The sequence below is a fragment of the Rhodoglobus aureus genome (assembly GCF_039527955.1).
Taxonomy (GTDB): domain Bacteria; phylum Actinomycetota; class Actinomycetes; order Actinomycetales; family Microbacteriaceae; genus Rhodoglobus; species Rhodoglobus aureus.
The window spans coordinates 83,144-108,773 of the sequence record NZ_BAAAKW010000032.1; the positions used below are offsets into that span (position 1 = coordinate 83,144).

24 protein-coding genes, 1 tRNA gene and 2 pseudogenes are annotated in these 25,630 nt (G+C 58.2%); 17 read left to right on the forward strand and 10 right to left on the reverse strand.

Features of this window, described 5'->3' with window-relative positions; translation table 11 throughout:
* Positions 1-55 precede the first annotated feature (55 nt).
* The 4 genes from ABD112_RS09650 to ABD112_RS09665 all read left to right on the forward strand — a co-directional run bounded on the left by ABD112_RS09650 (position 56) and on the right by ABD112_RS09665 (position 2,920).
* Complete coding sequence (locus tag ABD112_RS09650) at positions 56-559, forward strand: amino-acid N-acetyltransferase (RefSeq protein ID WP_343925370.1); 504 nt, start codon at positions 56-58, stop codon at positions 557-559.
* Between the two features lie 26 nt (positions 560-585).
* Complete coding sequence (locus ABD112_RS09655) at positions 586-1,200, forward strand: hypothetical protein (RefSeq protein ID WP_343925371.1); 615 nt, start codon at positions 586-588, stop codon at positions 1,198-1,200.
* Positions 1,201-1,212: 12 nt separating this feature from the next.
* Positions 1,213-1,617 carry an SseB family protein gene (locus tag ABD112_RS09660; RefSeq protein WP_343925372.1) on the forward strand — a complete coding sequence of 135 codons (405 nt, stop codon included), beginning with the start codon at positions 1,213-1,215 and terminating at the stop codon, positions 1,615-1,617.
* A gap of 205 nt (positions 1,618-1,822) precedes the next feature.
* A complete protein-coding gene (locus tag ABD112_RS09665) occupies positions 1,823-2,920 on the forward strand; it encodes a DUF2510 domain-containing protein (protein WP_343925373.1) in 1,098 nt (365 codons plus the stop codon).
* A gap of 30 nt (positions 2,921-2,950) precedes the next feature.
* Here the strand turns inward: ABD112_RS09665 and radA are convergent, their stop codons facing one another.
* The 4 genes from radA to ABD112_RS09685 all read right to left on the reverse strand — a co-directional run bounded on the left by radA (position 2,951) and on the right by ABD112_RS09685 (position 6,706).
* Positions 2,951-4,306 carry a DNA repair protein RadA gene (gene radA, locus ABD112_RS09670; RefSeq protein ID WP_343925375.1) on the reverse strand — a complete coding sequence of 452 codons (1,356 nt, stop codon included), beginning with the start codon at positions 4,304-4,306 and terminating at the stop codon, positions 2,951-2,953.
* Between the two features lie 54 nt (positions 4,307-4,360).
* A complete protein-coding gene (locus ABD112_RS09675) occupies positions 4,361-4,669 on the reverse strand; it encodes a metal-sensitive transcriptional regulator (protein WP_141990675.1) in 309 nt (102 codons plus the stop codon).
* 2 nt (positions 4,670-4,671) lie between these two features.
* Entirely contained in the window at positions 4,672-4,974 is a 303-nt protein-coding gene (locus ABD112_RS09680; RefSeq protein ID WP_343925379.1) for a rhodanese-like domain-containing protein, read from the reverse strand.
* A 73-nt stretch (positions 4,975-5,047) separates the two neighbouring features.
* On the reverse strand, positions 5,048-6,706 hold the full coding sequence (locus ABD112_RS09685; RefSeq protein WP_343925381.1) for an FAD-dependent oxidoreductase: 1,659 nt from the start codon (positions 6,704-6,706) through the stop codon (positions 5,048-5,050).
* Between the two features lie 130 nt (positions 6,707-6,836).
* On the opposite strand from ABD112_RS09685, the gene ABD112_RS09690 reads away from it, so the two are divergent.
* Both ABD112_RS09690 and ABD112_RS09695 read left to right on the forward strand, forming a co-directional pair.
* Positions 6,837-7,244: a hypothetical protein gene (locus ABD112_RS09690; protein WP_343925383.1), complete on the forward strand. Its 408-nt coding sequence runs from the start codon at positions 6,837-6,839 to the stop codon at positions 7,242-7,244.
* Between the two features lie 36 nt (positions 7,245-7,280).
* Positions 7,281-7,367, forward strand: a tRNA-Ser gene (locus ABD112_RS09695).
* Positions 7,368-7,423: 56 nt separating this feature from the next.
* Here ABD112_RS09695 and ABD112_RS09700 read toward each other — a convergent pair.
* Positions 7,424-8,614, reverse strand: coding sequence for an integrase core domain-containing protein (locus ABD112_RS09700; RefSeq protein WP_343925384.1), 1,191 nt, complete (start codon positions 8,612-8,614; stop codon positions 7,424-7,426).
* A gap of 157 nt (positions 8,615-8,771) precedes the next feature.
* Here ABD112_RS09700 and istB point away from each other — a divergent pair, with 157 nt between their 5' ends.
* Positions 8,772-9,506, forward strand: coding sequence for an IS21-like element helper ATPase IstB (istB, locus tag ABD112_RS09705; RefSeq protein ID WP_343925386.1), 735 nt, complete (start codon positions 8,772-8,774; stop codon positions 9,504-9,506).
* Between the two features lie 420 nt (positions 9,507-9,926).
* Here istB and ABD112_RS09710 read toward each other — a convergent pair whose 3' ends face one another.
* The 3 genes from ABD112_RS09710 to ABD112_RS09720 all read right to left on the reverse strand — a co-directional run bounded on the left by ABD112_RS09710 (position 9,927) and on the right by ABD112_RS09720 (position 13,420).
* On the reverse strand, positions 9,927-10,964 hold the full coding sequence (locus ABD112_RS09710; protein WP_343925388.1) for a Gfo/Idh/MocA family protein: 1,038 nt from the start codon (positions 10,962-10,964) through the stop codon (positions 9,927-9,929).
* Between the two features lie 30 nt (positions 10,965-10,994).
* A complete protein-coding gene (locus ABD112_RS09715; protein WP_343925389.1) occupies positions 10,995-12,128 on the reverse strand; it encodes a Gfo/Idh/MocA family protein in 1,134 nt (377 codons plus the stop codon).
* Between the two features lie 509 nt (positions 12,129-12,637).
* The gene (locus ABD112_RS09720) at positions 12,638-13,420 is read right to left on the reverse strand and encodes a GntR family transcriptional regulator (protein ID WP_343925391.1); all 783 of its coding nucleotides are present in this window, start codon (positions 13,418-13,420) and stop codon (positions 12,638-12,640) included.
* A 673-nt stretch (positions 13,421-14,093) separates the two neighbouring features.
* On the opposite strand from ABD112_RS09720, the gene ABD112_RS09725 reads away from it, so the two are divergent.
* From ABD112_RS09725 to iolC, 8 genes are all read left to right on the forward strand, one after another.
* On the forward strand, positions 14,094-14,921 hold the full coding sequence (locus ABD112_RS09725) for an SDR family NAD(P)-dependent oxidoreductase (RefSeq protein WP_343925392.1): 828 nt from the start codon (positions 14,094-14,096) through the stop codon (positions 14,919-14,921).
* 182 nt (positions 14,922-15,103) lie between these two features.
* Complete coding sequence (locus tag ABD112_RS09730; RefSeq protein ID WP_343925394.1) at positions 15,104-16,150, forward strand: alcohol dehydrogenase catalytic domain-containing protein; 1,047 nt, start codon at positions 15,104-15,106, stop codon at positions 16,148-16,150.
* A gap of 32 nt (positions 16,151-16,182) precedes the next feature.
* Positions 16,183-17,034, forward strand: coding sequence for a sugar phosphate isomerase/epimerase family protein (locus ABD112_RS09735; protein WP_343925416.1), 852 nt, complete (start codon positions 16,183-16,185; stop codon positions 17,032-17,034).
* Positions 17,035-17,082: 48 nt separating this feature from the next.
* Positions 17,083-18,246 carry a Gfo/Idh/MocA family protein gene (locus tag ABD112_RS09740; protein ID WP_343925395.1) on the forward strand — a complete coding sequence of 388 codons (1,164 nt, stop codon included), beginning with the start codon at positions 17,083-17,085 and terminating at the stop codon, positions 18,244-18,246.
* Complete coding sequence (locus ABD112_RS09745) at positions 18,247-19,035, forward strand: SDR family NAD(P)-dependent oxidoreductase (protein WP_343925396.1); 789 nt, start codon at positions 18,247-18,249, stop codon at positions 19,033-19,035.
* Between the two features lie 9 nt (positions 19,036-19,044).
* Positions 19,045-20,118, forward strand: coding sequence for a lactonase family protein (locus ABD112_RS14625; RefSeq protein WP_425563820.1), 1,074 nt, complete (start codon positions 19,045-19,047; stop codon positions 20,116-20,118).
* A 115-nt stretch (positions 20,119-20,233) separates the two neighbouring features.
* Complete coding sequence (locus tag ABD112_RS09760; protein WP_343925401.1) at positions 20,234-21,412, forward strand: MFS transporter; 1,179 nt, start codon at positions 20,234-20,236, stop codon at positions 21,410-21,412.
* Between the two features lie 292 nt (positions 21,413-21,704).
* On the forward strand, positions 21,705-22,685 hold the full coding sequence (gene iolC, locus ABD112_RS09765) for a 5-dehydro-2-deoxygluconokinase (protein ID WP_343925403.1): 981 nt from the start codon (positions 21,705-21,707) through the stop codon (positions 22,683-22,685).
* A gap of 127 nt (positions 22,686-22,812) precedes the next feature.
* Here the strand turns inward: iolC and ABD112_RS09770 are convergent, their stop codons facing one another.
* On the reverse strand, positions 22,813-23,220 hold the full coding sequence (locus tag ABD112_RS09770) for a hypothetical protein (protein ID WP_343925405.1): 408 nt from the start codon (positions 23,218-23,220) through the stop codon (positions 22,813-22,815).
* Between the two features lie 58 nt (positions 23,221-23,278).
* Positions 23,279-24,478 carry an IS110 family RNA-guided transposase gene (locus ABD112_RS09775; RefSeq protein ID WP_343925407.1) on the reverse strand — a complete coding sequence of 400 codons (1,200 nt, stop codon included), beginning with the start codon at positions 24,476-24,478 and terminating at the stop codon, positions 23,279-23,281.
* 331 nt (positions 24,479-24,809) lie between these two features.
* Between ABD112_RS09775 and ABD112_RS14630 the strand changes: the two are divergent.
* Together ABD112_RS14630 and ABD112_RS09780 are read left to right on the forward strand one after the other, a co-directional pair.
* Positions 24,810-24,992: pseudogene (locus ABD112_RS14630) on the forward strand (transposase); the annotation flags it as partial.
* Between the two features lie 15 nt (positions 24,993-25,007).
* Positions 25,008-25,528: pseudogene (locus ABD112_RS09780) on the forward strand (IS3 family transposase); the annotation flags it as partial.
* Positions 25,529-25,630: the final 102 nt, after the last annotated feature.

Here is a 25,630-nt window from a genome sequence, read left to right on the forward strand (position 1 = left end):
AGGGCGCCCCAGCCACTTCGTCGTTAACAGGCGTGCCGGGCACTAGCGTTACTTCGTGACCTCATTTCGTGTGCGCCCCGCCACAACAGCCGACGTGCAGACGATCCAGATCCTCGTTGAGCCGCTCGTCAACGACCGTATTCTTCTCGGCAAAGACCTCGTCGTCTTCTATGAAGCTGTGCAAGAGTTTCGGGTAGCGGTGGCCCCTGATGGTCGAGTGATCGGATGCGGCGCCCTGCACGTGATGTGGCATGATCTTGCCGAAGTGCGAACGTTGGCTGTGGCATCCGAATGGTTGGGTAAGGGTGTTGGTCATGTGCTGCTCGAACACATCGAACGGGATGCACACGCCCTCGGTCTTCAGCGCCTCTTCTGCCTCACCTTCGAGACAGCATTCTTCAGGCGCCATGGCTTTGAGCCCGTCAACGAAGAACTCGTTGACCCTGCCGTGTTTGCACAGCTTTCTCTGTCACCCGACGAGGGTGTGGCCGAATTCCTCAATCTTTCCCGTGTGAAACCCAACACCCTCGGCAACACGCGCATGCTGAAGCGGCTTTAGAGGCAATAGACGCTTAGCCTTACGGTATGTCGAGCTTTCGCACTCCGGTTGGCCCGCAGTCAAGCAGCGTCTACTGGCGCCGGCGCCTGATTGTCGGGCTAGGGCTTGTTGCTGTGATCGCGATCATTTTGCTGATCGTCTTCGGTCCCAAAGCATCGTCAAACCCTGACGCTTCTGGTTCGGCCGAAACTTCCACCGCAGAGTCGAACACTCCTGCCGCCACCGATTCGACTGTCTCAACGGTCTGCGATCCTGCCAAACTTGCCCTCGAAGCGATCACGGACGCCACAGCCTACGACTCGGGCCAGCAGCCGCAGCTGTCATTCTCGCTCAAGAGCACCATGACAGAGCCGTGCACGATCGAGGCCGGCAGCGACATCCAAGAGTTCGTAGTCACTAGCGGTAGTGACGAAATCTGGAACTCGAAGCACTGCCAGACGGCGGGAGAAGCTCGCTCCATTGTTCTTCAGCCTGGCGTGCCCGTTCAGTCAAGTTCGATCGAGTGGGATCGCACCCGTTCGGCATCTGACACGTGCGAGTCGGACCGCCCCGTGGTGACGGCTGAGGGCGCGAGCTACCACCTCGAGGTCTCGGTGGGGGACATCGTCTCAGAGAGCACCAAACAGTTCCTGTTGAACTAGCCCGGATTGGTTATGGACTCTTCATCCTCATCGGCACAGAGTGCCGAATTCAGCTCGCCCATGCTTGCGGAGGCACTTGAAACTGGCGACCCCGTTCTGGTGGCCCTAGCGCTTCGAAACGACCGAGTGATTGTGCCCATGCTCAGCGAGGGGGTCGATGACGAAGCTCAGGTTCGCGTATTCCGGCGCGGGGATGCCGATAAGTACATGCTGCTTCTGTTTTCCTCGGTTGACACCTACGTTGCAATGCTGCCTGAAGAAACAGACCATCAGGTGGTGGCCTATCGGGCGGAAGACCTGCTGGGTTTCCTCGAGACCAATCGCGGGGTTTTAGAGTCGGTGTGGTTTGACGTTGCGGGCCCGCACAGTATGCAAGCATCGCCGGATGACATCGTCGATGCCCTCACGCTGGTGTGATTGCTCGCCCACCGCGGTCACAACCGTATAAATTTTCATTCGGGGGCCGCAGGGGTAGACGTCCCAGTTCAGGGGGCAAACGCCCCCAAATTGGTGATTTTGGACCCATTTCGGCACTCTTTCGGGTTACATCCAGCTAAGCCCGAACAGCAATGTGTTAATAGGGGCTTTCTATAGCGTGTCTGTGCCGGTTACTCTATTCAGCGTGGATGACAACAGTTTCGGTGTGCCAGCGGGATGGTACCCAGACCCACTGGGCTTGCCCCAGTTGCGCTGGTGGGATGCCCAAGCTTGGACCGAGCACACCTCAGATGCTCGTGCCCCTATTATCGTGCAGCCGACGACCAAGTTGGCTTTTGCCGATGACGACGACGAAGATGAACTTCCTTCGCGCCGCGATCAGCGTGATCGTGATCGGGAACGCAGCGAATCCAGCGACTACCTCATTACTGAAACCCGTAGCGAGCCTGAGCCCGATACTGCGCCAGTCCACGACGAACTGAGTGCACAACCGCTGTTGGCGATGACGCTTCGTGAGCTTGAAGCGCCGATCGAGACAACACAAGAGGCTGATGATCCCCAACTTCTTCCCCGATCGGCTGCGGGCCACGCAAACTCGATGCCGGGTGCATCAACGCTGAGCGCGTATGCCGAAGAAGAAGATGCGCCAAAGCGCGAGATTCGCCAACACCGCACCTACAATCCGGCCGTCTGGCTGATTGCGGTGCTGCCACTTCTGCAGTTGCTCACCAGCATGTTCCTCATTTCGATCGCGGGCCTTGGTGACAACTTGCCGCTGCTGCTCGTGGTGTGGATAGCGCCCTACGTTGTTGTTCTCGGCCTCGCCGCCTACGACAATCTGCTCTTGCAGGTGTGGGGCCACAAACGTCCCGCCAGTGGAGTGTGGGCTTTCTTGACCGCACCGGTCTACTTGGTGATTCGCGGCATCCGCACAATGCGTGAAACCGGTAAGGGACTCGCACCAATCGCTACCTGGTCTGGTGCCGTGGTTTCGCTGGTGATCGGAATGCTTATTCTTCCGGGCCTGATCATCTCGCTGATTCCGCAGACTTTCAGCGATCAGATTGAGCGGTCGGTATCGGCGCAGGCGGCAACCCTGGGTGCTGGCATTGAGCTGGACTGCCCCACCACGCCGCCACTGCTCGTCGGTGACACATTCACGTGTCGTGCTGTCAAGCCCGCCAACGGTCAGCGCGACTCAATTCTGGTGAGCTTGCAGCGTGAGAATGGTTGGATCAGCTGGCGTGTAGAAGACTGGGGCCTCTGGACCCTGTTCGCCTAACCGCTCGGTCGCTTGGTTCTGTCTTGTTGCTCAGAACTCGGGGATCTCGACGCGTTCGTCGACGGCGCCGGCGAATGCTAGTCGCAGAGCCTCGCGAATGTGACCGGCCTCCGAGTCGAGTACGGTACCGAATCCGAGTCGGGCGGCCTCGGCAAGCCGTTGTTTTGCTGATGACGCTGGCCGAATTTCTCCGGCAAGACTGATCTCGCCGACCACAGCCATCGCTGCGGCGAACGCTTTGTCTTTGTAAGCACTGGCAATCGCGAGGGCGATCGCGAGGTCAGCCCCCGGCTCTGTCACGCGGATGCCGCCCACGGTAGAGACATACACGTCGAACCCTGAGAGGGGAATTCCCGCTCGCCGCTCGAGCACCGCCAGCAGCATGGCAACCCGGGAGGCGTCGACGCCATTGACGACGCGACGCGGTTGGGGGGCCTGCGATTTGACGATGAGGGCCTGCACCTCAACCGGGAGGGCTCGTCGACCTTCGAGGGCGATGGTGACGCAGGTGCCGCTGACGGGGCGGCGTGCGTGGGAGAGGAAGAGGCCGCTGGGGTCGGCAACTTCGGCGATGCCTTCGCCGGTCATCTCGAAGCAGCCCACTTCGTCGGTGGAGCCGAAACGGTTCTTGTGCGCGCGCACGAAGCGCAGCGCCGTCTGGCGGTCGCCTTCGAACTGGAGCACGACATCCACGAGGTGTTCGAGCAGGCGGGGCCCGGCGATGGTGCCATCTTTGGTGACGTGACCGACGAGCAGCACGGGAAGGTTCTGATCTTTGCTGATGCGGATGAGCGTGGAGGCTACTTCGCGCACCTGGGATGGCCCGCCGGCGATGCCTTCGGTGGCGGCGGAAGCGACGGTCTGCACGGAGTCGACAATAACAAGTTGCGGTTTGACGTGATCGATCTGGCCGAGGATGGTGCCGAGATCGGTTTCGGCCGCGAGAAAGAGTGAGGGGTGCAGGGCGTTGGTGCGTTCGGCACGGAGCCGCACCTGGCTGACGGATTCTTCGGCCGTGACGTAAAGCACGCGCTGACCGGATGCCGCAGCCCGCGATGCGACTTCGAGCAGCAGCGTCGACTTGCCGACGCCGGGTTCGCCGCTCAACAGAATGGCGGCCCCGGGAACAACACCTCCGCCGAGCACACGGTCGAATTCGTTGATGCCGCTCGGCCAGTGGGCGACAGATTCGGCGCCAATGTCGGTGATGGCTTGGGCTGCACTCGACCCGGCAACGGCGACGGTGGCCACTCGCTTGGAGATTCCGGTGGCCTCGGCGGCATCAGTCACGGTGCCCCACTGCTGACATTCACCGCAGCGGCCCACCCATTTGATGCTCGACCAGCCGCACTCGGTGCAGCGAAAATTACTTACAGCTCGGGCCATGCTTCAACCCTAGGCGCGGCGACTGACAGCGCGAGCTAACCGGCCACACCGTCGCTACGCGAGACTGAGAAAAAGTTTCTCGATATCGTCTGATGACATTCCGTCGTGACTGCCTTCGCCATCCGCGTCATTGATGGCACACGATTGGAGGGCGTTGGCGATGATCAGGTAGCCGGCACGGTCGAGCGCTTTGCTGACGGCGGCGAGCTGGGTTACGACGTCTTTGCAGTTCGATTCGGAGTTGATGGATTCGGTGAGCGCGCGAAGCTGTCCTTCCGCACGTTTGAGCCGATTCATCACCTTGCGCATTGCTTCGGGATCATGCCCGGTGCGGGCCTCAGCGGGTGCGGCGCTAGCGGTCATAGTTAGCTCTCCTTCGTGATCTGCAGGCCGGAGTTGCGCCAGGCGGAGGTTCCGCCCTCAACATTGACGGCGTCGAAGCCTTGAGTGTTCAGCCATTCGACCGCTTGCCCGCTGCGCCCGCCGCTTTCGCAGATCATGTAGACGGTGTTGTCGCGGTCGAGTTCCTCGACGCGGGCGATGAGTTCACCGAGCGGAATACTTGCGGCGGTCGGCGCATGCCCCGCCACGTATTCGACGGGTTCGCGCACGTCGATGATGACGGGGTTGGTGAGTTCAGAGAGGGCTTTGGTGTCAATGGTGTTCATGGTGTCTATTCCTTGCGGCGGTTAGTGTTCGGGAGTGAGCGGAGTGAGCGGGTGGGTCCGGGGCGACGACGGCTTAGCCCATTGCTGCCATCCAGGTGCGGTAACCGCCGTCAAGGTTGGCGGCGTCGAAACCGTTCTGGCTGAGGATGCGCACGGCAGTGTGGCCACGCTGCCCAACCTGGCAGTGGGCAATTACGCGTCGATCGCCGAGTTCGTTGAGTCGGCCGCGCAGGTCATCGAGGGGGATGTTGATGGCGTGCGGGATGCTGCCGCGCTCAAATTCGGCGGCGGTCCGAACATCCACCAGAACGCTGCCTGCCGCGAGTTCCGCGTCAATTTCGTGCCACTGAATTGAGGCGCTGAGGCCGTCGCGCAGGTTTCGGGCAACATAGCCGAGGTGATTGATGGGGTCTTTGGCTGACCCGTATTGCGGGGCATAGGCGAGCTCGAGGTCGGCGAGGGCGCTGGCGGTGAGGCCGGCGCTGGTGGCGGTGGCGAGAACATCCATTCGCTTATCTACGCCATCTCGGCCGACGGCTTGGGCACCCAGGATGAGGTCGGTATCGGCGTCAACAATGAGTTTGATCGAGAGCGATTCGGCGCCGGGGAAGTAGCCGGCGTGTGAAACCGGGTGAGTGTGGATGACGCGGATGTTGCGGCCGGCTGCCCGCAGTGCTCGTTCGGTTGAGCCGAGGCTCGCGGCGGTGAGATCGAAGACTCCCACGATTGCGGTGCCGAGGGCGGGTGGGGAGTGCACCGCATCGCCGGCGATGGTGTCAGCGAGGTACCGACCATCCCGATTGGCGGGGCCAGCGAGTGCAACAAGTCCTGGCTCACCGCTGATGGCACCGATTTTTTCGGCAACATCTCCGACGGCATAAATATGGGGTGAGCTGGTCTCGTAGCCGGCATTCACCCGGATGCCGCCGCCAGCACCCACAGTGAGCCCAGCATTCACAGCGAGAGCATTTTGCGGTCGCACCCCCACGGCGGCAATGACGACGTCGGCGGCCACGGCACTGCCGTCACTGAGCTCAACGGTGGTGTCGTGCACCGCGATGGCTGCCGTGCCGATGCGCAGGTCTACGCCGTGCGCGCGCAGGTGTTCTTCGATCGGGGTGATCATTTCGACATCAAAGGTGCGGAGGATGTGGGGGCCGAGTTGCACGAGGGTGACGCTGAGGCCCCGCGCGATGAGATTTTCGGCCATCTCGATGCCGATGTACCCGGCCCCCAAAACGACGGTATTTGCGGTGCTGGGGTCAAGCGCGCCCAGGTCGGCATCGAGCGCATCGACGTCTTCGATGTTGCGCAGCTGAAGCATCCGCTCACTGCCGGGCATCGGGGGGATGATGGCGCTTGCGCCGGTAGCGATGACGAGTTCGTCGTAGGGTTCGATGGTGGTGGTGTTGTCGAGGTGGTTGTGAACGGTGATGGTGTGCTCGTCGGGGTGGATGGCGGTGACGTTGTGGTTGACGCGCACGTCGAGGCCGAAGCGACTGCCGAGGCTGGCCGGGGTTTGTAGAAGCAGATCGCTGCGTTCGGTGATGACACCGCCGAGGTAGTAGGCGAGCCCGCAGTTGGCGAAGGAGACGTGACCGCTGCGCTCAAAGATGATGATTTCGGCGTGCTCGTCGCGACGACGCATCCGTGTGGCAAAAGACATGCCGGCGGCGACTCCGCCGATCACGAGGATGCGGCGGCGGGTAGGAGTGGCGGTGGGGGCAGACATAAATCAACTATACCCCATGGGGTATAGTTGACGCCAGTTGTGATCCAACGTCACTAACCATCCCTACTAAATAGAATATGCAACTTTTCGAAGTGGAGTGCCTACGATGGAAAACGACCAAGGGAGCCTCGTGGCAAAAAGCAGCAAAACCATTGACCCCCGTTTCGATCCCGCTTTTCAGCGCGGCTACTCAGAGGTCGGTCCGGAAGATAAGCCAGACCTCTCGCCCCAGGCGCACTACCTGGGCGCCGGTGGTGCGCCCACCGAGATCTCGCCGCCCAAGCGAACAAAAAGTCTTGCACGCAACCCGTGGATCTACGTGCTGTGGGCATTGGGTGTCGCTGCAGTGTACGCCGGGTTGGCGGCACAACTGTGGGCATCCTCGCAGCTCTACGGAACAGGCAACGTGCCCTTTGAAAACTATGCGTTCATTTCTACGGTGCAGGTGGTTTCTCCCAGTGTCAGCAACCTTGGTGCACTCTGTCTCGCCGCCGCACTAACAATTCACACGGTCTCGTGGATGCGCAAAAATCAGTGAACCCGCCCCACCGGTATCTGTACTAAACTCTTTTCCGGTACCGTGTCCGAGCGGCCGAAGGTGCAACTCTCGAAAAGTTGTGTGTGTGAAAGCGCACCGTGGGTTCAAATCCCACCGGTACCGCGATGTGATGTCGCAAGACATCGGAATAGTTCGAACCTACGGTTTGTGGGTTCGAACTATTTTTTTGTGCTGGTGGGTTGGTAGTCGCGGTTGAGGTTGATGGTGAGCTCTCGCAGGATCTCTCCGGTGGTGGCGTTGATGACGGTGACGTCGAGTTCTTGGATGAGCAGTGTGACGTGGGTTCCTGCGTGGGTTCGGCCGATGCCGATGTGGCGCAGGTGGCCGGCAACGCGGAGGGTTACGGTGCCAGATTTGTCGATGCGGTCATGGCGGACGCGGTTGTGGGAGTCGTCGCGTGGGCTGCTGGCGGGTGTGGCTTTGATGCTGGTTGTGTAGGCCGTTGCTGGTGTTGCTTGGTGCGCTAGTGAGCGGTGTGGGCGACGCTGGTTGTATTCCTGGGCGAACTCCTCAAGCAGCAGTTGCAGCTCGCTGATCGTGGTGGGTTGGTGTGGTTGTGCTCTGAGCCATTTCTTGAGTGTTTGTTGGAAGCGTTCGACTTTGCCTTGGGTTTGCGGGTGATGGGGTGAGCCATTCTTCTGGGTGATGCCGAGACGGAAAAGTTCGGCTTCTAGGCTCGTGCGGCCGCCACTGTTTTTGCCTCCCGCGAGGCGCACGGTGTAAACCATTCCGTTATCGGTCAGCGTTGATGCCGGGTAACCGTGCTGCTGGGCGGTGCGGGTGAAGGTCTCCAGCACGATGACGGCAGAGATCCGATGGTGTGCTGAGAGGTGCAGCACGTAACGGGAGTGGTCATCAAGCCAGGTGATGATCTCGGTGTCTGCTGCCGGGTGTCCGTCGGTGGTGCTGAGGCGGTAGTGGGTGAAGTCTGACTGCCAGCACTCGTTGGGTTGATCGGCGGCGAAGTGGAGGTAGGAACTCTTGGGACGTTTCCTCGGTTCTGCCTCAATCAGTCCCTGGCGGGTCAGGATGCGGTGGATGGTTGCCCGGTTCAGGGTGAGCTGGTGGGTGTGAACCAAATGCCAGCTGATGGTGTCAGCACCAGCATCCAAACCAGCCCTCTCTAGCCGGTGTCGAAGCGCAATGACGAGGCCGATGGTCGCCACGGGTGTTGCGGTGGGGCTGGTCTTAGGTCGGCGGGATCGTGGCTCGAAAGCGGCCTCGCCCTCGAGCCGCCAGCGGGCCATGAGTTTCGAGATCCACCCTTGCGAGACACCGTAACGGCGGGCGACGTCAGACTGTGTTTGGCCGGCAAGAACGGCAGTGATCACGAGGCGCTGTTTGCTCATGCCTCAGCCTGAACGTATGCCTATGACCTGCGACAGGGTATTCCGATGTCTTGCGACATCACACTGGCCGCTGACGACCACTTGAACCCAAGCCGCCTATGGGCAGTTTGTCATGGCCGCTAACAGGCCCGAGTCTGACCGGGATGGAGGTGTTCTCATGACCGGAACAGCCTCACAGATTGAGTACTTTGCGCGGGCGTTGCGCGCTCCACGGATCAGTGACGCGTTTCGTCGCCTGGGTGACCAGGCGCGGGACGCGGGCTGGTCCCACGAGGAATACCTTGCTGCGGTCCTGTCCCGTGAAGTGTCCGAGCGGGAGGCATCCGGCGCGGCCCTGCGGATGAAAGCGGCAAGGTTTCCGGGGCTGAAGACTCTCGAGGACTTCAACTTCGACCATCAGCCGTCCGCTGACCGCAACCTGATTGCGCACTTGGGCACGAGCGTGTTCATCACCGAGGCGAAGAACGTCGTCCTGCTCGGCCCACCGGGCACCGGCAAAACACACCTGGCGGTCGGCATCGGCATTCAGGCCGCCAAACACGGCCACCGCGTCCTGTTCGACTCCGCGACCGGGTGGGTGGCCCGGCTGCAGGAAGCACACTCCCGCGGCAAGCTCGCCGCGGAGCTGACCCGGCTCCGCCGATACAGCGTCTTAATCGTAGACGAAGTGGGATACATCCCTTTTGACCAGGACGCCGCGAACTTGTTCTTCCAACTCGTGGCGAGTCGATATGAACATGCATCGCTAATTTTGACGAGCAATTTATCGTTCGGGCAGTGGGGCGACGTCTTCGGTGACCCGACCGTCGCGTCAGCGATGATCGACCGAATCGTGCACCACGCCGACGTTCTCAGCCTCAAAGGTGCCAGCTATCGACTAAAAGGCCATTAGCCCGCGCCACACACAGCATAGTAGAAAACACGAATAGTGGTCCTGTTTTCAAACAGCACTATTGGCCCTGTTTTGGACCGGCGTTAACAGGCCCGGAACGGGTTTCTGGGAATCCCCAAACACACCGTGGACCGGTTAATGCGTTAGCTACGTGCGTTCGGATATGCGGACAAATTCGATCCGGATGGAGCACGACCGATCGTGCGTCCTCCGACGTGGGTGGAGGTTCTCTCGTATCGCTCAATCAACTCTAGCGTATGTTCTACCTGGGCTGTCAACGATTCAGTCACCGTGGAGGAATATCCGCGCAACTATGGGTTCTACGTTAGCTCCAACGCAACATCAGAACCTGAAACGCGGCAGCATACGGTCTTGGTAGCTACACAGCACTCCACCGAGATCCAAGACTCCTAGTTGACCCTAGACAGCCAGCCTCTCTGGTGTGACGACCAGGCCAGAAGCACTCGATTCGTAAAATGCGAGGCAAACCGCGAGATTTTTCCACGCGTCGTGCACACTCGCGCTAGCCGACTGGGGCCTTCGAATCGCTGACAGCATCGCGTCAATCTGAACGCTTTTCTGGGCACCGCCCGGCATTGCTAAATGCGCCCACCCTCCCACAGCATTATTCCCTTCCAGAATCGAAATCTTACCCGTCAGAGTGTCGACATTAACCGAAGCTTTTGTCCCAGTAATTGTGCTCGTGCTGCGCCATCCCCCGGGCGAGTTCCATGAATCCTCTATGGTCGCGATGGCCCCGCCTTCAAACCGGATCACCGCGTGGCCGAAGTCCTCAAAAGGAATGTTGTCATGCAATAGATTCGCAACGTCGCCCTTAACGGACGCCACCTCATCGCGCAAAAGCCAGCGCAAGAGATCAATATCGTAGATACTGTGGTCAACCCAGCCCCCACCCGGTGATCGGCTTGTGTCCGCCCACCATCCAGGGCTGTCGTTTCCAGGCCACGCCTGAGGAAGATCGGCACTCACCGTAAATGACGCCGATAGGATCGTCCCAACCCGGTCTGTATCCACCCAGCTTCGAAGCAGCTTCCCTACCTTCGAATCCCGACCGCGTGATTCCGACGGCAAAAATACAACTCCCGCATCTTGAACGGCCAATACCACTTCGCTAGCTCTTTGGAGCGTCAAAGCGAGTGGCTTTATTGCGATTATGTGTTTTCCGTTTCTTGCAGCTTCTATACAATTGCCCGGATTCTGGTCAACGCTAGCAAAGCTCGCGATCACATCAATCGAAGGGTCTTCTATAACGGAAAGCGCGTCTTCGGACACCCGAGGCATTCCAGTCGTCTGGGCTAATTCAGACGCACGGGACACATCGGAGTCCGAAATCGCGACGAGCTCGGTGTCGCTTCGTGCGGCCAGTTGTTGCGCAAGTGGCATGGCTGCGTACCAATGATCCAGCCCTACTATTCCAAAACGGGTAATGGCGGCCATGTTTCTCCTCGTTGTGTTTGCAAAGCTATTTCAGAAAGTGGTGGCTAGGTCGACGACGCGTCCTTCAACGGCAGACGTGGAAACTGCGAGCATGATTTCCAGTGCGTGGCGCGCGTGTTCGGCGCTTAGAATCGGGCGTGATCCTGAACGCACACAATCAGCAAGATGCTCTTCCATAATTGCCTTCTTGAGCCGATTCGCGTGGTCATTGTTAGCACGGGGCCATGAGCTAGGTTCGATCCACCCGTCTAACCCTGGTGCTGCGTCAGTTCGAAAGATTTCCAACAACTTGGGCCCCTGTTTGTAGATACTCATGGTCCCTTTTCGTGCGAATATTTCGACCTTCGGACTACGCGATGCATGCACGTTGAAAGTTCCATCAACGACGGCGAATGTGGAGTGTCCAAAGTCCAGCATGAATAGATTATTGTCGTTAGCAGTCACTGTCATCTCGGTCCCTTTGAAAGGACCCCCGCGCACAGTCCGCGTCGGCTCAGTGATTCCGCTAAATGCCGAAACTCGTTTTGCCGCGCCGAGGAGGCCGGTAATCTGGTGGATCCCATAGACGCCCATGTCGAAGAGCGGTCCCGAACCTTCCTGGTAGAACCAGGTCGGGTCGGTCGGCCACGCTTGATCTTCCGGCCCACCACCCGGCCCAGCGTGCGAACTCTGAACACGTGCGAACGCGACCTTTCCGATCGCATCTTCCTTCAGAAGTCGTCGCGCCTCGCTGTACTGGCTGAATAACAGGTCGGGGGGCGAGCACACTATAACCACGCCGCTAGCAGACGCTGCCGCGATGATCGAATCTGCGTCGCGCATGGTGGTCGCCAGCGGCTTTTCCGACACCAAGTGCTTTCCACGCTTTACAATCTCTAGAGACGTTTCAGCATGGAGTGGAATTGGTGTGAGGTTCGCAACTGCCTCGACGCGTGGATCATCGAGCATTTCACGCAGCGACGCATAATAATTGGGGATGCCGAACTTCGACGCAGCATTCCGAGCCCGGTCAACCACCGGATCTGCGATCGCAACGACTTCGACCTTATCGGAGATGTGTTGCATACCGGGAAGAACCCCATAGTCGACCGTCGCAATCATTCCGGCACCCAAGATGCCCAGTCGAAGCCGGTGCGTACCGGTTCCTGATTCTTGGTCTACCATCGTTTACCACGCCCTTCAACATCTACCTTAGAATGTAAGAACATACTATTCATCTATGAAGGTTAAAGTCAAGGGTTCAAAGTCGAGGATTCATGGCGACTCTGTGGGATCTCCTTTCGCCTGCACGTCGGAAACGAAGTTTCGCGACAAGGTCTGGCTTCCGACGGGCTACTGCATCCGCGCACTCAGCAATGACCCGTCCCTGAATCCGGTCATGATCGACCGAGTCGCGGACGTGCATTCGATCTTGGACTCCATCACTGTCCACCACGAAAGGACCTCGATCGTCGCTGATCTCATCACGCTCCGACCCCAGGCCTGCTCATCGTCGACCAAGTCTGCTGCATCTCGTTCGACCGGCACGCCGCCGACGTGTTCTTTACACTCGTCCCCAGCCGCTACGAACACGGTTGACTGATCATGATCCGACCGTACCGTCACTTTGTTCCCAGCGGAGTCAGCGAACCAACGCGAAACTCAGAAAGGAGCTTTAATTAGCTGCCTGCTACTTACTTGTCAACCAAGGTGGTCTCGAAGGAATAGAGGTCTGGTCGGTAGCAGTGGCGCCCAAACTCGATCGGAAGTCCGGAATTGTTGAAAGCAGTACGGTCCATGGTGAGCACCGCTCCACGATTCGGGATCTCGAGAAGCTTGCTCTCTTCGGCACTCGCTGCACGAGCTCCGATCCGCTGGTGAGCCACGCGCATTGTGACGCCGCGGGCTCGCAATATTTGGTAAAGACCGTGACTCTCGAGATCTTCGGGAGTTATATTTGCGAACCCCGGTGGGAGGTGATTCTCTAAAACGCCTAACGGCACGCCGTCGGAGAAGCGTAACCTCTTCAGATGCAGAACTGTGTCGTTCGTCGCTACGGAAAGAGCACGGGCAACGCGTGCATCCGGCCGAATGAGCTCATGCAGCAACAACTCGGTCGTCGGCTGTTTCTTTAGGCTCGTGAGGTCATCGTGCAGGCTTGTTAGTTCGACCTTGCGGCTCAGGCGGCCTTGAACAACTTGGGTTCCGATGCCGCGCCGACGAACAAGAAGACCCTTGTCCACTAGCTCTTGTATAGCTCTGCGAACGGTCGGTCGTGAGAGCCCGAGGCGTTCGCCGAGTGCAATCTCGTTCTCGAGCCTTGTCCCGGGAGGCAGTGCGCCCGATTGGATCGCGGACTCGATCCGGCTAGATATCTGGAAGTAAAGAGGAATGGCATTTGAGCGATCGACATCCATGAAGAATTTTGATGGAAGAATTTGCTCCGTTGGAGTCGCCATAAGCTCTTTCGTCCTCATGTTTCGGCATGATATCTGGCGGGAGCCCACCAAACTTAGTGTCGTGTCAATACAACTATATTGTAATGTTCTGGTTCTGCTGGCACCTAGGGCAAGGTTTGCGGGTACCCACTTCTAGTGAGGTGCTTTTCGAGGTCAGTTGATTCGGTCGGTGTGGGGTTATAAGGCGGTGAAGCAATTCCATGGCCGCGTTATCTCCGCGGACGTCGACGCGACCCAGGGGTCGAGGCAGCGTGTTGTTCCTCAGCGCGCAAACCGACGCTTTCGGATAAGCATGGGACCCACGATCCAAGCCCACAATCATTCCCTTCGGATCGCGCGTTGCAGCGTCGCGACCGCGAACGAAGCCCTCGTTCCGGAATCGACGGAGCATCCCAGGAATTCGGCGGGTCACCGTGTTGGGAACACGGTTGACATTAAGTTCCAGGCCGGTGGCACATTGTGGTGACTACCAAGGTCGATCGACTTTGCTAGTACATTGACACATCTGACCAAACCCCATAACTTAGGACTGACGACGAACTCGTCGAGGCTAGTTCAGAGTCATTGGATTGGCAGAGAAGATGTCCACGCGGAACGCGGAAGTCGACGCGCGTCAGCTGCCAAAGTATCTCTTAGCCGCCCGTCGGCACCGAAAGTTATGAATGATAATCGACAGACGAGAAGGAGGCACATGGTGAATCGCCTCGAGGGCAAGACCGCGGTTATCTCGGGCGTGGGACCAGGAATTGGGTCGGCGATTGCCGACGCATTTGCACGCGAAGGTGCGGACTTGGTGCTCGTAAGCCGCGGCGAATCGCCTGTGCTGGATCAGGCTGCGTCGGGAGCTGAACGACTGGGTAGGCGAGTGGTCAAGGTGCGAGGTGACGTGGCTATACGCGAGACCTGGTCTCGCGTCGCGGAAGCCGGAAATAGCCTCGGCGGGGCTGATATCGTGGTGAATAATGCAGCGATTCATGCACGAAAGAAGAACATCCTCGAAGTAACTGAAGAGGAATGGGATGCGACGATGGCAGTCAATCTAAAGTCGGTCTACTTCAGCTGCCATGCACTTTTGCCGGGGATGATTTCTCGATCTCGCGGTGTCTTCGTAAATATCTCCTCCGTGAACGGGTTAGCTGCTAATCCGAAGATGATTGACTACGCAGCGAGTAAGTCGGCGCTGCACGGGCTAACACGTAATTTGGCTCTTGATCACGGGCTTCAGGGCATTCGCGCCAATGTAATCGCTCCCGGAGCTATTCTCACCGAGAACGACGCGGCGTCGTTGGACGACGAAGAAAAGCGGTCCCTAAGAGACAATTATTTGGTCGGGAGATGGGGCATGCCGGAGGATGTAGCGAACGCTGCGGTCTTTCTCGCCTCAGACGAAGCGCGCTTCGTCACAGGGGTGATTCTGCCGGTGGACGGTGGGTTGACGGTGCAGACGCCAGAGGGAACGATGCGGAAGTCGTTTCGTGCACGGTGGCGCGATGACGTTGTACGCATTCAAGATGTATGAGCAGTCGCTGACTGGGCGCGTTCCTTCCAGTCACAGTATTCATCGAAACATAGTCGCTCCGGTTGATGTGATCGAAACCTTCCTGTCGAGATCGTTTGCTGAAGCCGTTTATGGAGTGCCATCCAACAGTTTTGACCCGAAATGACATGCGACGTTGAATGGGAGCAAGGATGCAAGGACTAGTGAAGTCGAGCGGGCGCGCGGTCGTCCTTGAGCTTCGAGAACTGAAGCTCCCTGAGCTACCGGCGAGGGGATTCGTTCGCGTGAAGGTCGCTGCGGCAGGAATTTGTGGCACTGATATTCACATTCTTGAGGGAAGTTATCCCTCAAAACCACCCGTGGTTTTAGGTCACGAGGTGTCGGGCACGGTCACTGAGGTAGGTGCAGACACGGATCCCGCGTTGGTTGGCAAGAATGTAGCGCTCGAAACCTTCTATTCGACTTGCGAAAAGTGCGAATATTGCCGATCGGGACGCCCAAATCTGTGTGAACTTCGACTATCGATTGGTTCTGGGATTGACGGCGGCTTTGCGGAATCGGTGGTCGTCCCATCGAGGAACATTCATGTCCTTCCGTCGTGGGTCGATGTGACGGCGGCGGCCCTTTGTGAACCGCTTGCGTGTGTGTGCCAGTCGCTATTTGATCCGGATTGCCTGATCAACCCAGGCGATCTCGTTGCGGTCATGGGGCCTGGGGCGGTAGGCATCTTAGCTGCGCAGGTCGCGCGCGCTGCCGGCGGGCATGTTGCAGTCGTCGGCACGTCGACTGACGTCACGAGACTTAAAATAGCCGAACAGCTCGGCTTTGAGACATATAGTGCCCCTGTTTCACAAGAAAGCATGTCTGGTGCTTGGGCATCAGGAGTGGACGTCGTGATTGAATGCTCGGGAAGCGGATCCGCGATGCGCTCGGGGATGGATATTGTCCGGAAGAGGGGACGTTTCATTCAAATAGGCCAGACGGCGGAGGATGTTTTGATTCCGTTCGCACAGGTTTCGTTTAAAGAGCTAAGGATCTCGGGTGGTTTCGCGAGCACGCCATCTTCGTGGCGGCGCGCCATGCGGCTTCTTAGTGATCGACAAGTCGAACTATCTCCACTGGTGAGTGCAACGTACAGGCTCGAACAATGGTCGGAGGCGTTTGACGCAGCCAGACATGGAAATGGGATCAAGAGCCTACTTGTCCCGAGTAAAGCCGCCACGATATCTGAAGATGAGGTGCCGCGATGAAACTTGGGTACAACACCTGGTCGATGCCCGAGATGGCATTCGACGAGGCAGCTCGATGGTGCGCAGGATTGGGTTTCGACAGTTTGGAAGTCACTGTCAGTGAAGGGTGGCCAACGGATGTTCTTCGGTTGCTACCCGGCGCCGCCAGAGAGTGGCGCAGCCTCTCTGACGACCTAGGGATCGTAATAACGAGCTTGACCGCAAACGCGCCAATCATAGTTACCGGTGGAGATTGGTCTGCGTCGCTAGACCGTCTGCGTCGATGTTTGGCACTAGCGGCGGAGTTGCAATCCCCGAATCAGAGAATGCCGATCAGTCTCGGGGCTTCATGGCCGCGAGAGTATGGGCAAACCACAACTTCGATACCTGAATCCGCATGGACGCAGTACCGCACTCTTATAGTTGACCGTTTTGGCGAACTCGCGCGGCTTGCCCGCGAATTAGGCGTCCGAGTAGCTTTGGAGCCGAACGTCTCCACAGTAGTTTCCCGGCCTGAACACGCGTTGTACGTGATCGCTGCGATCGACGATGACGCTTTGGGTATCAACTTGGATATTAGCCACTTTGCAGTTCAGGGCGATTCGATCGCGGACATTGTGCGGGTACTGGGGCCTCATGCGTTAACAAGTGAAGTGAAGGATACGGTCGGGGTCGCGCCGCAATTTGACTTTCTAGTCCCCGGCGAAGGTGAATTTGACTTCACAGGATTTGTCAAAGGCATGAAAGAGGTCGGTTTTGACGGAAGTATTGCGGTAGAAATCAGCCTACGTCGACAGCGGATTGAGCTATACGACGCGAAAGAAGCTGCCGCAGCTGCGTATGCAGTTTTAAGCGAGGCTTTCGCGGCGGCTGGGGTCGACCGGCACTCGCTCAAAGAGAAGTAAATCCAGAGCGGCAGATCAGCAACGAACAAGGAATGACGGACACGATGAATGGAGACCCTAATGACTAATGTAATTCGTCACGGAATAATCGGTTGCGGCAATATTGGCCGCACGCACGCCAACGCTCTCGTTGAGCTCGATGAGGTGAAGCTAGTGGCGGTGTGCGATATCGATGTAGAAAAGGCGAGAGCTATCGCCGATGCGCATGGTGTGGAGCATGTCTTCTCTTCGGTCGAGGCGATGTTCGCCGCGGTAGAGCTCGACACGGTCTCTGTAGCGACGGACCATAAGAACCATTTTGCTCCGTCAATGTTCGCGATTGAGCATGGCGTGAACGTCATCGTGGAAAAACCGATAACAACATCGCTCGACGAGGCCCATCAACTTGTGGCTGCGGCTAAAGCGAAAGGAGTGAAACTCGGCGGGGTCTTCCAACGTCGGTTCTTTCCATCCGCGCAACGCATGCACCAAGCCATCGAAGACGGGCGTTTAGGCAGAATCATCGCGGCCGAATGTATCGCACACTTGGGGCGAGACCGCTCCTACTTTGAACACGACGATTGGCGCGGTACTTGGAAAGGCGAGGGTGGCGGCGTACTGATGAATATGACAATTCACATGATCGACATGCTGCTCTGGATGGTAGGTAAGCCAACAGAAGTATATGGTCGGTGGGCTACATTGAAGCATTCTGAGTACATCGATGTCGAAGACGCTGCAACTGCGGTAATTACTTTCGAGAGCGGAGCTCTCGCTACACTTCAGGCGGTAACGACATTTGAGAATGGTTTGGTGAAGCGCATTGGGGGCGCACCCACACCCAATGCCCATACCGCCCGTATTGCGCCCGGGTTTAGGCTTGCTGTTCACGGGAGTCTCGGCGATACAGTCGGGATGCGGGAGTCGCCAGAATTTATGCAAGCGACCACAGATCAATGGACATTTGACGGTGAGTCCAACGCCGTGGATGAGTGGTATGCCGTTGAGGCGGGGCATGCGGGTTTTCCTGCCTTCCACTCTAACCAACTCCAAGACTTCGCGCTCGCAGTTCTTGAAGATCGCGAGCCAACCGTCACGGGAGAGGACGCATATAACGCACTTGAAGTGGTAAAAGCGGTGTATCTTTCGGAGTCACGCCGTATGCCAGTCAAGTTGCCGATGTCACCCGCTGATCGTGTAGAGGCAGATCGCGTATCGAGTGGTGGAGAGTGAATGAGACTACGTCCTGACGAAAGTTTCGATCTGGCCAACAAAGTAGCGCTAGTGACTGGTGGCGCAACCGGGATTGGTCGAGCCACATGTTTCTCGTTGGCAGACATAGGCGTTGGAACCGTCATCGTAAATTATCGGGAATCTGCCGCGGACGCAGACACCGTTGCACGAACCCTCACTGCAGGCGGCATCCGAGCGATTCCGATGCAGGCTGATATCGCCGATCAGGAGTCGGTCAAGCAATTGTTGCACCGCGTTGAAGTGGAGGTAGGCAGGCTCGATTACCTAGTTAATAACGCTGGTACGACCAGATTGGTGCCGTTCCGCGATCTAGACGCCATCACGCCGAAGATTTGGGACCAACTCACCGCAACTAATTTATATGGTGCGTTTTTTTGCTGCAGCGCCGCTGGCGACTTGCTGGCCAGAAATCGCGGAGCGATTGTCAATGTGGCGTCAATCGCAGGCCATCGCGCGGTTGGATCGTCCATCCCATACGGGGTGACTAAGGCTGGATTATTGCAGCTCACCCGATCACTAGCCGTCACGATGGCGCCCGACGTACGGGTCAATTCTGTATCTGCTGGCACAGTACTCAGCGGATGGCACGAAAAGTTAGTTGACTCGGAAGTTTTTGCAAGGAGTGCTGAAGCCGAGGCAGGCGTTGTGCCGCTCAGAAGGCTTGCTCACCCCGAAGACATCGCTCAAGCCATTGTGTCGATGTTGTTGATGGACTTCGTTACTGGACAAGATCTCATCGTTGATGGAGGGAAGAGCGTTCTCTACTGAACGTAAATCATGAAGGACACCCACAGATTCTATATCGGCTCGTATAGCATCCCTTCCTCATGGGCGGGGTCGCCGGTTGGACATGGCGTAGGTATATCGGTCGCCCAGATCAATTCTGCAAGCGGCGCAATGCTCGTCGAATCAGAAGTTGCTGAGATTAACCCTTCATTTCTGGCGATAGACAGTGCCAGCCATCGACTGTGGGCAACCACCGAACCCCAGGTCGGAGGAGAGCTGCTGACGTATTCGTTGGATACCGACAATGAAATCGAGTTGCTCGCGCGAACTAGTGCGGGCGCGGACGCTCCCTGTCATGTCGAGGTCGATGTGGCAAAAGAGCTTGCTTTCGTGAGCCATTACCACGGACATAGTCTCGCGGTGCACGCGCTAAGCGAAGGCGGGAGCTCGCATGCGACTCCGCATGTCATATCCACGCCAGCGGTCGTCGGCGGGCTCGACCGCAGCGATAGAAGTGCTCGGCCCCATTCGTCGGTACGAATTCGCGATGATGAACTCGTTGTTGCCGATACCGGAAGACATTCAGTTGTTCTATATCGGGTAGGCAACGACGCGAAGTTGACTCTCGTCGACTCACTAGCGCTTCCGATTGGAACCGGCCCACGCCATCTCGCCTGGTCGGAGCAACTGCAAACAGTTTACGTTTCGAACCAAGAGGGTGGAAGCGTCGGAGCGATTCGACGAAGCGAGATAGACAACAAAGTGAGTCTTGTGCTTACTCGGATTTCTCCAGCACGCGGTTTGGGACGCGCACGACCGCGGCCGTCGGAGGTCGCAATGCATCCCAGAGGCGATCTGGTTTACATGGCGAATAGAGCGGATGACTCGCTCTCCGTTTTTGAGATAGTGGATACGGACGGTCGATTAAGTCTCGTTCGGTCCGTCGATGGGCTCGGCTCAAACCCTCGACACTTCAGCATCTCGCCAAGTGGACAGTTTTTATTGATAGCTAACGGTGGATCTGATGAAGTCGTCAGTTTTTGGCTAGACGACGGAGGTAGGAGCCCAAAGTGGACAGGACAGAGACTTGAGATCGGTACGCCAAGTAGCGTGGTTTTCGAATGAGCAATATGGCTTGGGTGTTGGTCCTTGGGCGGAAAATCTCGGGAACGCAGTATCTGGATTGAGAATTTGAAATGATAATAAACCGTTGGGGGTGAATCGTCGAGGCGTCAGCCTGATGTCTTCTGCCCATTTGGTCGACGATATTTACCAGGGAGTCGTGCCAGCACTCATTCCATTTCTCGTCGCGGAGCGCGGATATAGCTACGCAGCAGTCGCAGGCTTGATACTTGCCGCAACAGTCTTGTCGTCTGTGGGGCAGCCTGTATTCGGTTGGCTCGGAGACCGGCGCCCCAGACGTTGGATGATTTCGGTTGGTATGCTCACGGCGGCACTCGGAGTTGGACTTGTGGGGCTCTCGTTAAACTACACTACGACGTGGTTACTGATCGCACTCTCAGGCCTCGGAATTGCTGCCTTTCACCCCGAGGCGGCCCGAGCCGCACGACATGCAGCTGGGGACAGTAATCGCGCGATGAGCATATTTGCCGTGGGTGGCAACATTGGTTTTGCTCTAGGCGCGCTTATTGCGACACCGCTGCTGCTAGCCACTGGTCTTGGGGGAACCGCGTTTCTAGTTATACCCGCATTGGTGATGGCGATCATCTTAGTGAGCAGACTTAGGACAGTGCTAGATGGTCCAATCGCAGCCCGGCGGCGCGTAAAAGCAGTCACAGGGGTGGACAATTGGCCGGCATTCTTGCGGTTGACTGCTGTTGTCGTGGTACGTTCCATCATTTTTTTCGGCTTGACATCGTTCTTAGCGTTGTACTTTATCCACGATCTGGGCGCGAGCACAGTGCAGGGTGGGTTTGCGCTCACGCTGTTTCTGATCTGTGGCGCACTTGGAACATTCATTGGCGGGTGGATCGCAGACCGCTGGGGACGGTTGAAGAGTATCCGTCTTGGGTTTGCGCTGGCGATTCCTGCGATGGCCGGGATCGTTCTGTCGCCGACATGGCCACACGCAATGGTATTTGTTGCGCTAACCGGTATAAGCATCTTCATCCCATTCGCCGTCTTCGTCATCCTCGGACAGGACTATCTGCCTCATCGGATCGGCACGGCGAGCGGCGTGACTATCGGATTGGCCGTCTCGATCGGTGGACTGTTCGCACCAGTATTGGGCTGGATCGCCGACTCGATCGGGTTACAGCCAGTTCTGACGATCCTGATTGCCCTACCTTTGGTGGCATTGATTTTGACCGGTCTTCTTCATGATCCGGACTCCATGCCGCGTCATCCACGCCCAACGGGTGATGCTGCGGCGGAGGCGGCAGAGGAGGGCGCGATTTGAAGCTAATAACGCATCACGGCTTCGAACTCGACTAAGTCGTGCCTTGTCTATTTCGGCTTTCGTGTGGAAACATCCCTAAGCACTAAATAGGGCCAGCTCGGACGGCGCGTGGGGAAAATATGCACCTGTTTACGATGCTTCGAACCCTGGATTGTCTTGAACCGAAGGGTGTTTTCACCCGCTGAGGATATTTGTTATAACATAATCACACCACACTGATAATAGAGTCAGACTCATGACGTGCGATGTGCCGCATGTTTGAGATTGACCCTGAATGAAAGGTATAAAAGGTATGGAACGTAGGGAGCCGAGCGTGTGCCCGGCACTAGATGTCATCACAATGGGGCGCGTAGGCATCGACCTGTACCCGACGGTCGATGGTGTCACCCTCGACAACGTGCGTACATTTGAAAAGTCACTGGGAGGCACTGCAACCAACGTGGCCATCGCGGCCGCGCGCCACGGGCTGGAGAGCGCGGTAATCACTCGTGTTGGAGATGACCCATTCGGTCTATTCGTATACGCTGAGCTGCAGCGGGTAGGCGTGAATGACAAGTTCGTGCGCACAATTGCTGGATTAAATACACCAGTTGCCTTCTGTGAAATTTTCCCACCCGATGACTTCCCACTCTATTTCTATCGGTCCCCCAAAGCACCAGATCTTCGGATCGAGGCTGCCGAACTCGATCTGGCGGCGATTTCTCATGCCCGTATCTATTGGTCTACGGGGACGGGTCTCTCTCAAGAACCGAGCCGCTCAGCTCACTTTGCTGCGTGGCGCGCTCGCGGAAGAAAACCTATGACGATTCTCGACTTGGACTTTCGCCCGAAATTTTGGTCGTCCTTGCGCAGCGCGACGGAAGTCCTCGCAGAGGCACTCGCTTGCGTTACGGTCGCAGTCGGTAATTTGGAAGAGTGCGAGATAGCGGTCGGCGAAAGAGATCCGTATCGTGCAGCCGACGCGTTGCTAGACCTTGGAGTCGAACTCGCCATAGTAAAACAGGGTCCCGCAGGAGTGTTGGCGAAGACCCGCACAGAAACTGTGGTGGTTGCTCCGCACCCCGTGGAGGTCGTCAACGGTCTTGGTGCAGGCGACGGGTTCGGAGGAGCGCTCTGCTATGGGCTGTCGAAAGAATGGCCGCTTCGACGCACCCTTTCATTTGCCAACGTAGCAGGCGCTATCGTGGCGTCGCGTCGAGAATGTTCAACCGCGATGCCGTCAACTGCCGAGGTCGAGCAAACCTTGAAGAAGTTGGATAATGTTGATCGCTAATTGATGATGCCGCTCCCCGGAAGCTCAACGCGTGTCGCGGGAGGCCGAACCCTGAATAGGTCTGCTGGTCAAAGGCTGAGCAGTTGATGCTGACTTTCCGCACTTCTGCTGAGGGATATCTCTGGTATTACCGAGGTCTGCTTTTGGTGTAACCGGTGGAGGGGATCGCGAGCAGTTCCAGGACTTGGGCTTGTTGGTCGGTGAGTTCGGGTTCGAAGGTTTGCACGTGTTGCCCGTGCTGGTGGAGTTCGTGTCGAGACACGCCGGCGAAGATAGCCAGGACACGTTCGGCCGAGGGCGCGGGGCAACCGCGGAGTTCGGGATAGAGCGGGATGCTGTTCAAAGTGGCGGCGTGCATGCCGGTACGGATCTCGCGTTCGAGCAGCGCGTTGATCAGTAGCGCAAGGAATTGGCAGCAGAACAGGGCCTCGATCCGGACCGGGTTCTTCAGCAGCACCGGCGCGGCGTCTTGAACGGATTTGAGGAGGTGGTGACGGCGTTCGAGGTTGGGCTGGTAACGGTAGGCGGCCAGCACCTCAGCGTCGGAGAGCCCGTGATCGTTACTGATCAGGGGGGGTGTCCCTATGTTTTTGTCAAGCCGCTTTCGTGACTTTTTCGTCGTAGAGGGTGCCGTCGCGGAGCATGGCGAAGATCATGTCGCAGCGTCGACGGGCGAGGGCGATCAACGCTTGATTGTGGCGTTTCCCCTCGGCGCGTTTGCGGTCGTAATAGGCTCGGGAGACCGGGTGTTTGAGAGCCGCGAACGCGGAGAGGAACAAGGCCCGTTTCAGGGCCTTGTTGCCTTTGCGGGATGGATGGTCACCACGGATCGAGGTCCCGGACCGCCAAGTCACAGGGGCCAGGCCTGCGTAGGAAGCGAGGTGTCCAGCGGAGACGAATTCCTTGCCGATGACTTCGGTGATGATGCGTGCTTCCGTCCTGATCCCGACCGCCGGAATCGAACTCAGGACGACGTGAAGAGGGTGGGCCTCCACGAGGGCCTCGACTCGGGCCAGGACCTCGACACGGCCCGTTCGCAGATTGGCCAGCATGGCGGCCAGCTGCGGGAGCACCACGGCAGCTCCGGCGGTACCCGAGACCACCACGGTCTGCTCGCCGAGGGCGGTGAAGATCTCCGCCGCCCACCGAGCCCCTGCCCGCGGCGCATACTTCTTCAGCAGGGCTTCCACCCGTTTGGTGCCGGCTTTCTTCAGTGTGTCCGGCGTCGGGTATTTGGCCAGCAGCTCGGCCATCGCCGGGTGGTCCAGATGCGCACCGATGACCCGTTCCAAAGACGGGTGGACCTGGGTGAGCAGGCCGCGGATCCGGTTGCTTGTCGCGGTGGACTGCTGGGTGAGGTCGTCATCGAACCCGCAGAGCATGGACAGTTCGGCGGCTTGCTCGTCGGCGATGTCGATCGAGCGCAGAGTGTGCGGCATGGTGCGCGCTGCTTCGGCGATGATCGCCGCATCCCGAGCATCGGTCTTGGCCTCTCCGGGGTGCAAGTCCGCGATGCGGCGCATGGCCAGGCCGGGCAGGTAACCGACCATGACGCCGGCGGCTTGGGCCACGGCGACTGGCAGGGCGCCGATGGTCGCGGGCTGGTCCACGACCAGCAGCAGCGTGCCGTGACCGGCCAGAGAGTCGATGATCTCTCGCAGCTTGGCCTCGTCTTGCGGCAGCGCCTTGTCCAAGAGTTTCTTACCGGTCTTGTCGAGCGCTACCGCGTGATGATTGCTTTTGCCGACATCGACCCCGATGAAGACCTCCACCGATTTGTAATCCTTGATCATCCAACAACCTCCCGTAGCAGCGAATATTGCGCGAACAGCGCTGGCCTGTCCTACAGCGACACGAGTCGGCATCCACGTTACGGCTGACCTGCCGCGATGAAAACTGCCGCTGGTCCGGTCCCTATTAGCGATCCCCTGACGCCTCTCGGGTCCCGGTGACATCACCCCCCGGATCATTGATGACTGGGGGCACTAATCATGCCGGGACCCGACAGGCCAGCAACCCCAAGTCTTCCTCAACGCGGGGCCTACTAAAAAGGTAACGGGGGACTGCTGTCGGTTTGGTTGATTCTTGGACTGCATCGTTTTGCGATGCGGGAGGATGGTAATCATGCCGAAGAATTACACGGATGAGTTCAAGCGCGATGTCGTCGCGGTTGCGAAGCAGGGCGCGGCAACGCAGCGGCAGATCGCGAAGGACTTCGGTGTGTCGAAGTCTGCGTTGTCGACGTGGATGCGCGCGGCCGAGTTGCAGGAGCGTGGTCTCGTCGGGCCATCGACCGGAGCCGGAGCTGCTGGTGATGTGGTGGCGTTGCGGGAGGTGCTCAAACGTATCCGCCTGCTCGAGCAGGAAGCCGAGGTGATGCGGCGCGCTGTGGCGTATCTGTCTCAGGCGCAGCTCCCAAAATGATGTTCCCGCTGGTCCGTGACCTTGCCGCGCTGGATGCCCCGATACGGGTTCCCATCACGGTGGCCTGCCGGGTGCTGGGCTTCTCCCCGCAAGCGTTCTATAAATGGGTGAAGAACCCCATCTCCGACCGGGACTGGGACGATGCTCATCTTATTAACGCCGCGTTCGATGCGCATGCTGATGACCCGACGTTCGGGTATCGGTTCATCGCTGACGAACTCGCCGAATTGGGCTTCACCGCCAGCGAACGGCGTGTCTGGCGGCTCTGTTCCCAGCAGCGACTATGGAGCGTGCTTGCGAAGAAGAAGGGCCGCAACCGGAAACCAGGCCCACCCGTGCATGACGATCGGGTGCAGCGGGTCTTCACCGCGTCGAGGCCAAATCAGCTGTGGCTCACCGACATCACGGAACACAAAACGACTTGGATTCCAGTGATCGTTGCAACACCCTGAATGTGAGGGCGTGTGTTGTGGTCGGACGATCGAGGGGTAGAGAGAATGTGCAGTACAAGGCGAAGGAGC

Coding starts and splice junctions, on each gene's coding strand:
- ABD112_RS09710 (WP_343925388.1), bottom strand. CDS start 10,964: ATGGCCGCCATTACCCGTTTTGGAATAGTAGGGCTGGATCATTGGTAC.
- ABD112_RS09700 (WP_343925384.1), bottom strand. CDS start 8,614: ATGAGCAAACAGCGCCTCGTGATCACTGCCGTTCTTGCCGGCCAAACA.
- ABD112_RS09745 (WP_343925396.1), top strand. CDS start 18,247: ATGAGACTACGTCCTGACGAAAGTTTCGATCTGGCCAACAAAGTAGCG.
- radA (WP_343925375.1), bottom strand. CDS start 4,306: ATGGCCCGAGCTGTAAGTAATTTTCGCTGCACCGAGTGCGGCTGGTCG.
- ABD112_RS09740 (WP_343925395.1), top strand. CDS start 17,083: ATGGAGACCCTAATGACTAATGTAATTCGTCACGGAATAATCGGTTGC.
- ABD112_RS09735 (WP_343925416.1), top strand. CDS start 16,183: ATGGCATTCGACGAGGCAGCTCGATGGTGCGCAGGATTGGGTTTCGAC.
- ABD112_RS09715 (WP_343925389.1), bottom strand. CDS start 12,128: ATGGTAGACCAAGAATCAGGAACCGGTACGCACCGGCTTCGACTGGGC.
- iolC (WP_343925403.1), top strand. CDS start 21,705: ATGGAACGTAGGGAGCCGAGCGTGTGCCCGGCACTAGATGTCATCACA.
- ABD112_RS09725 (WP_343925392.1), top strand. CDS start 14,094: ATGGTGAATCGCCTCGAGGGCAAGACCGCGGTTATCTCGGGCGTGGGA.
- ABD112_RS09680 (WP_343925379.1), bottom strand. CDS start 4,974: ATGAACACCATTGACACCAAAGCCCTCTCTGAACTCACCAACCCCGTC.
- ABD112_RS09775 (WP_343925407.1), bottom strand. CDS start 24,478: ATGATCAAGGATTACAAATCGGTGGAGGTCTTCATCGGGGTCGATGTC.
- ABD112_RS09675 (WP_141990675.1), bottom strand. CDS start 4,669: ATGACCGCTAGCGCCGCACCCGCTGAGGCCCGCACCGGGCATGATCCC.
- ABD112_RS14625 (WP_425563820.1), top strand. CDS start 19,045: ATGAAGGACACCCACAGATTCTATATCGGCTCGTATAGCATCCCTTCC.
- ABD112_RS09720 (WP_343925391.1), bottom strand. CDS start 13,420: ATGAGGACGAAAGAGCTTATGGCGACTCCAACGGAGCAAATTCTTCCA.
- ABD112_RS09660 (WP_343925372.1), top strand. CDS start 1,213: ATGGACTCTTCATCCTCATCGGCACAGAGTGCCGAATTCAGCTCGCCC.
- istB (WP_343925386.1), top strand. CDS start 8,772: ATGACCGGAACAGCCTCACAGATTGAGTACTTTGCGCGGGCGTTGCGC.
- ABD112_RS09760 (WP_343925401.1), top strand. CDS start 20,234: ATGTCTTCTGCCCATTTGGTCGACGATATTTACCAGGGAGTCGTGCCA.
- ABD112_RS09685 (WP_343925381.1), bottom strand. CDS start 6,706: ATGTCTGCCCCCACCGCCACTCCTACCCGCCGCCGCATCCTCGTGATC.
- ABD112_RS09655 (WP_343925371.1), top strand. CDS start 586: ATGTCGAGCTTTCGCACTCCGGTTGGCCCGCAGTCAAGCAGCGTCTAC.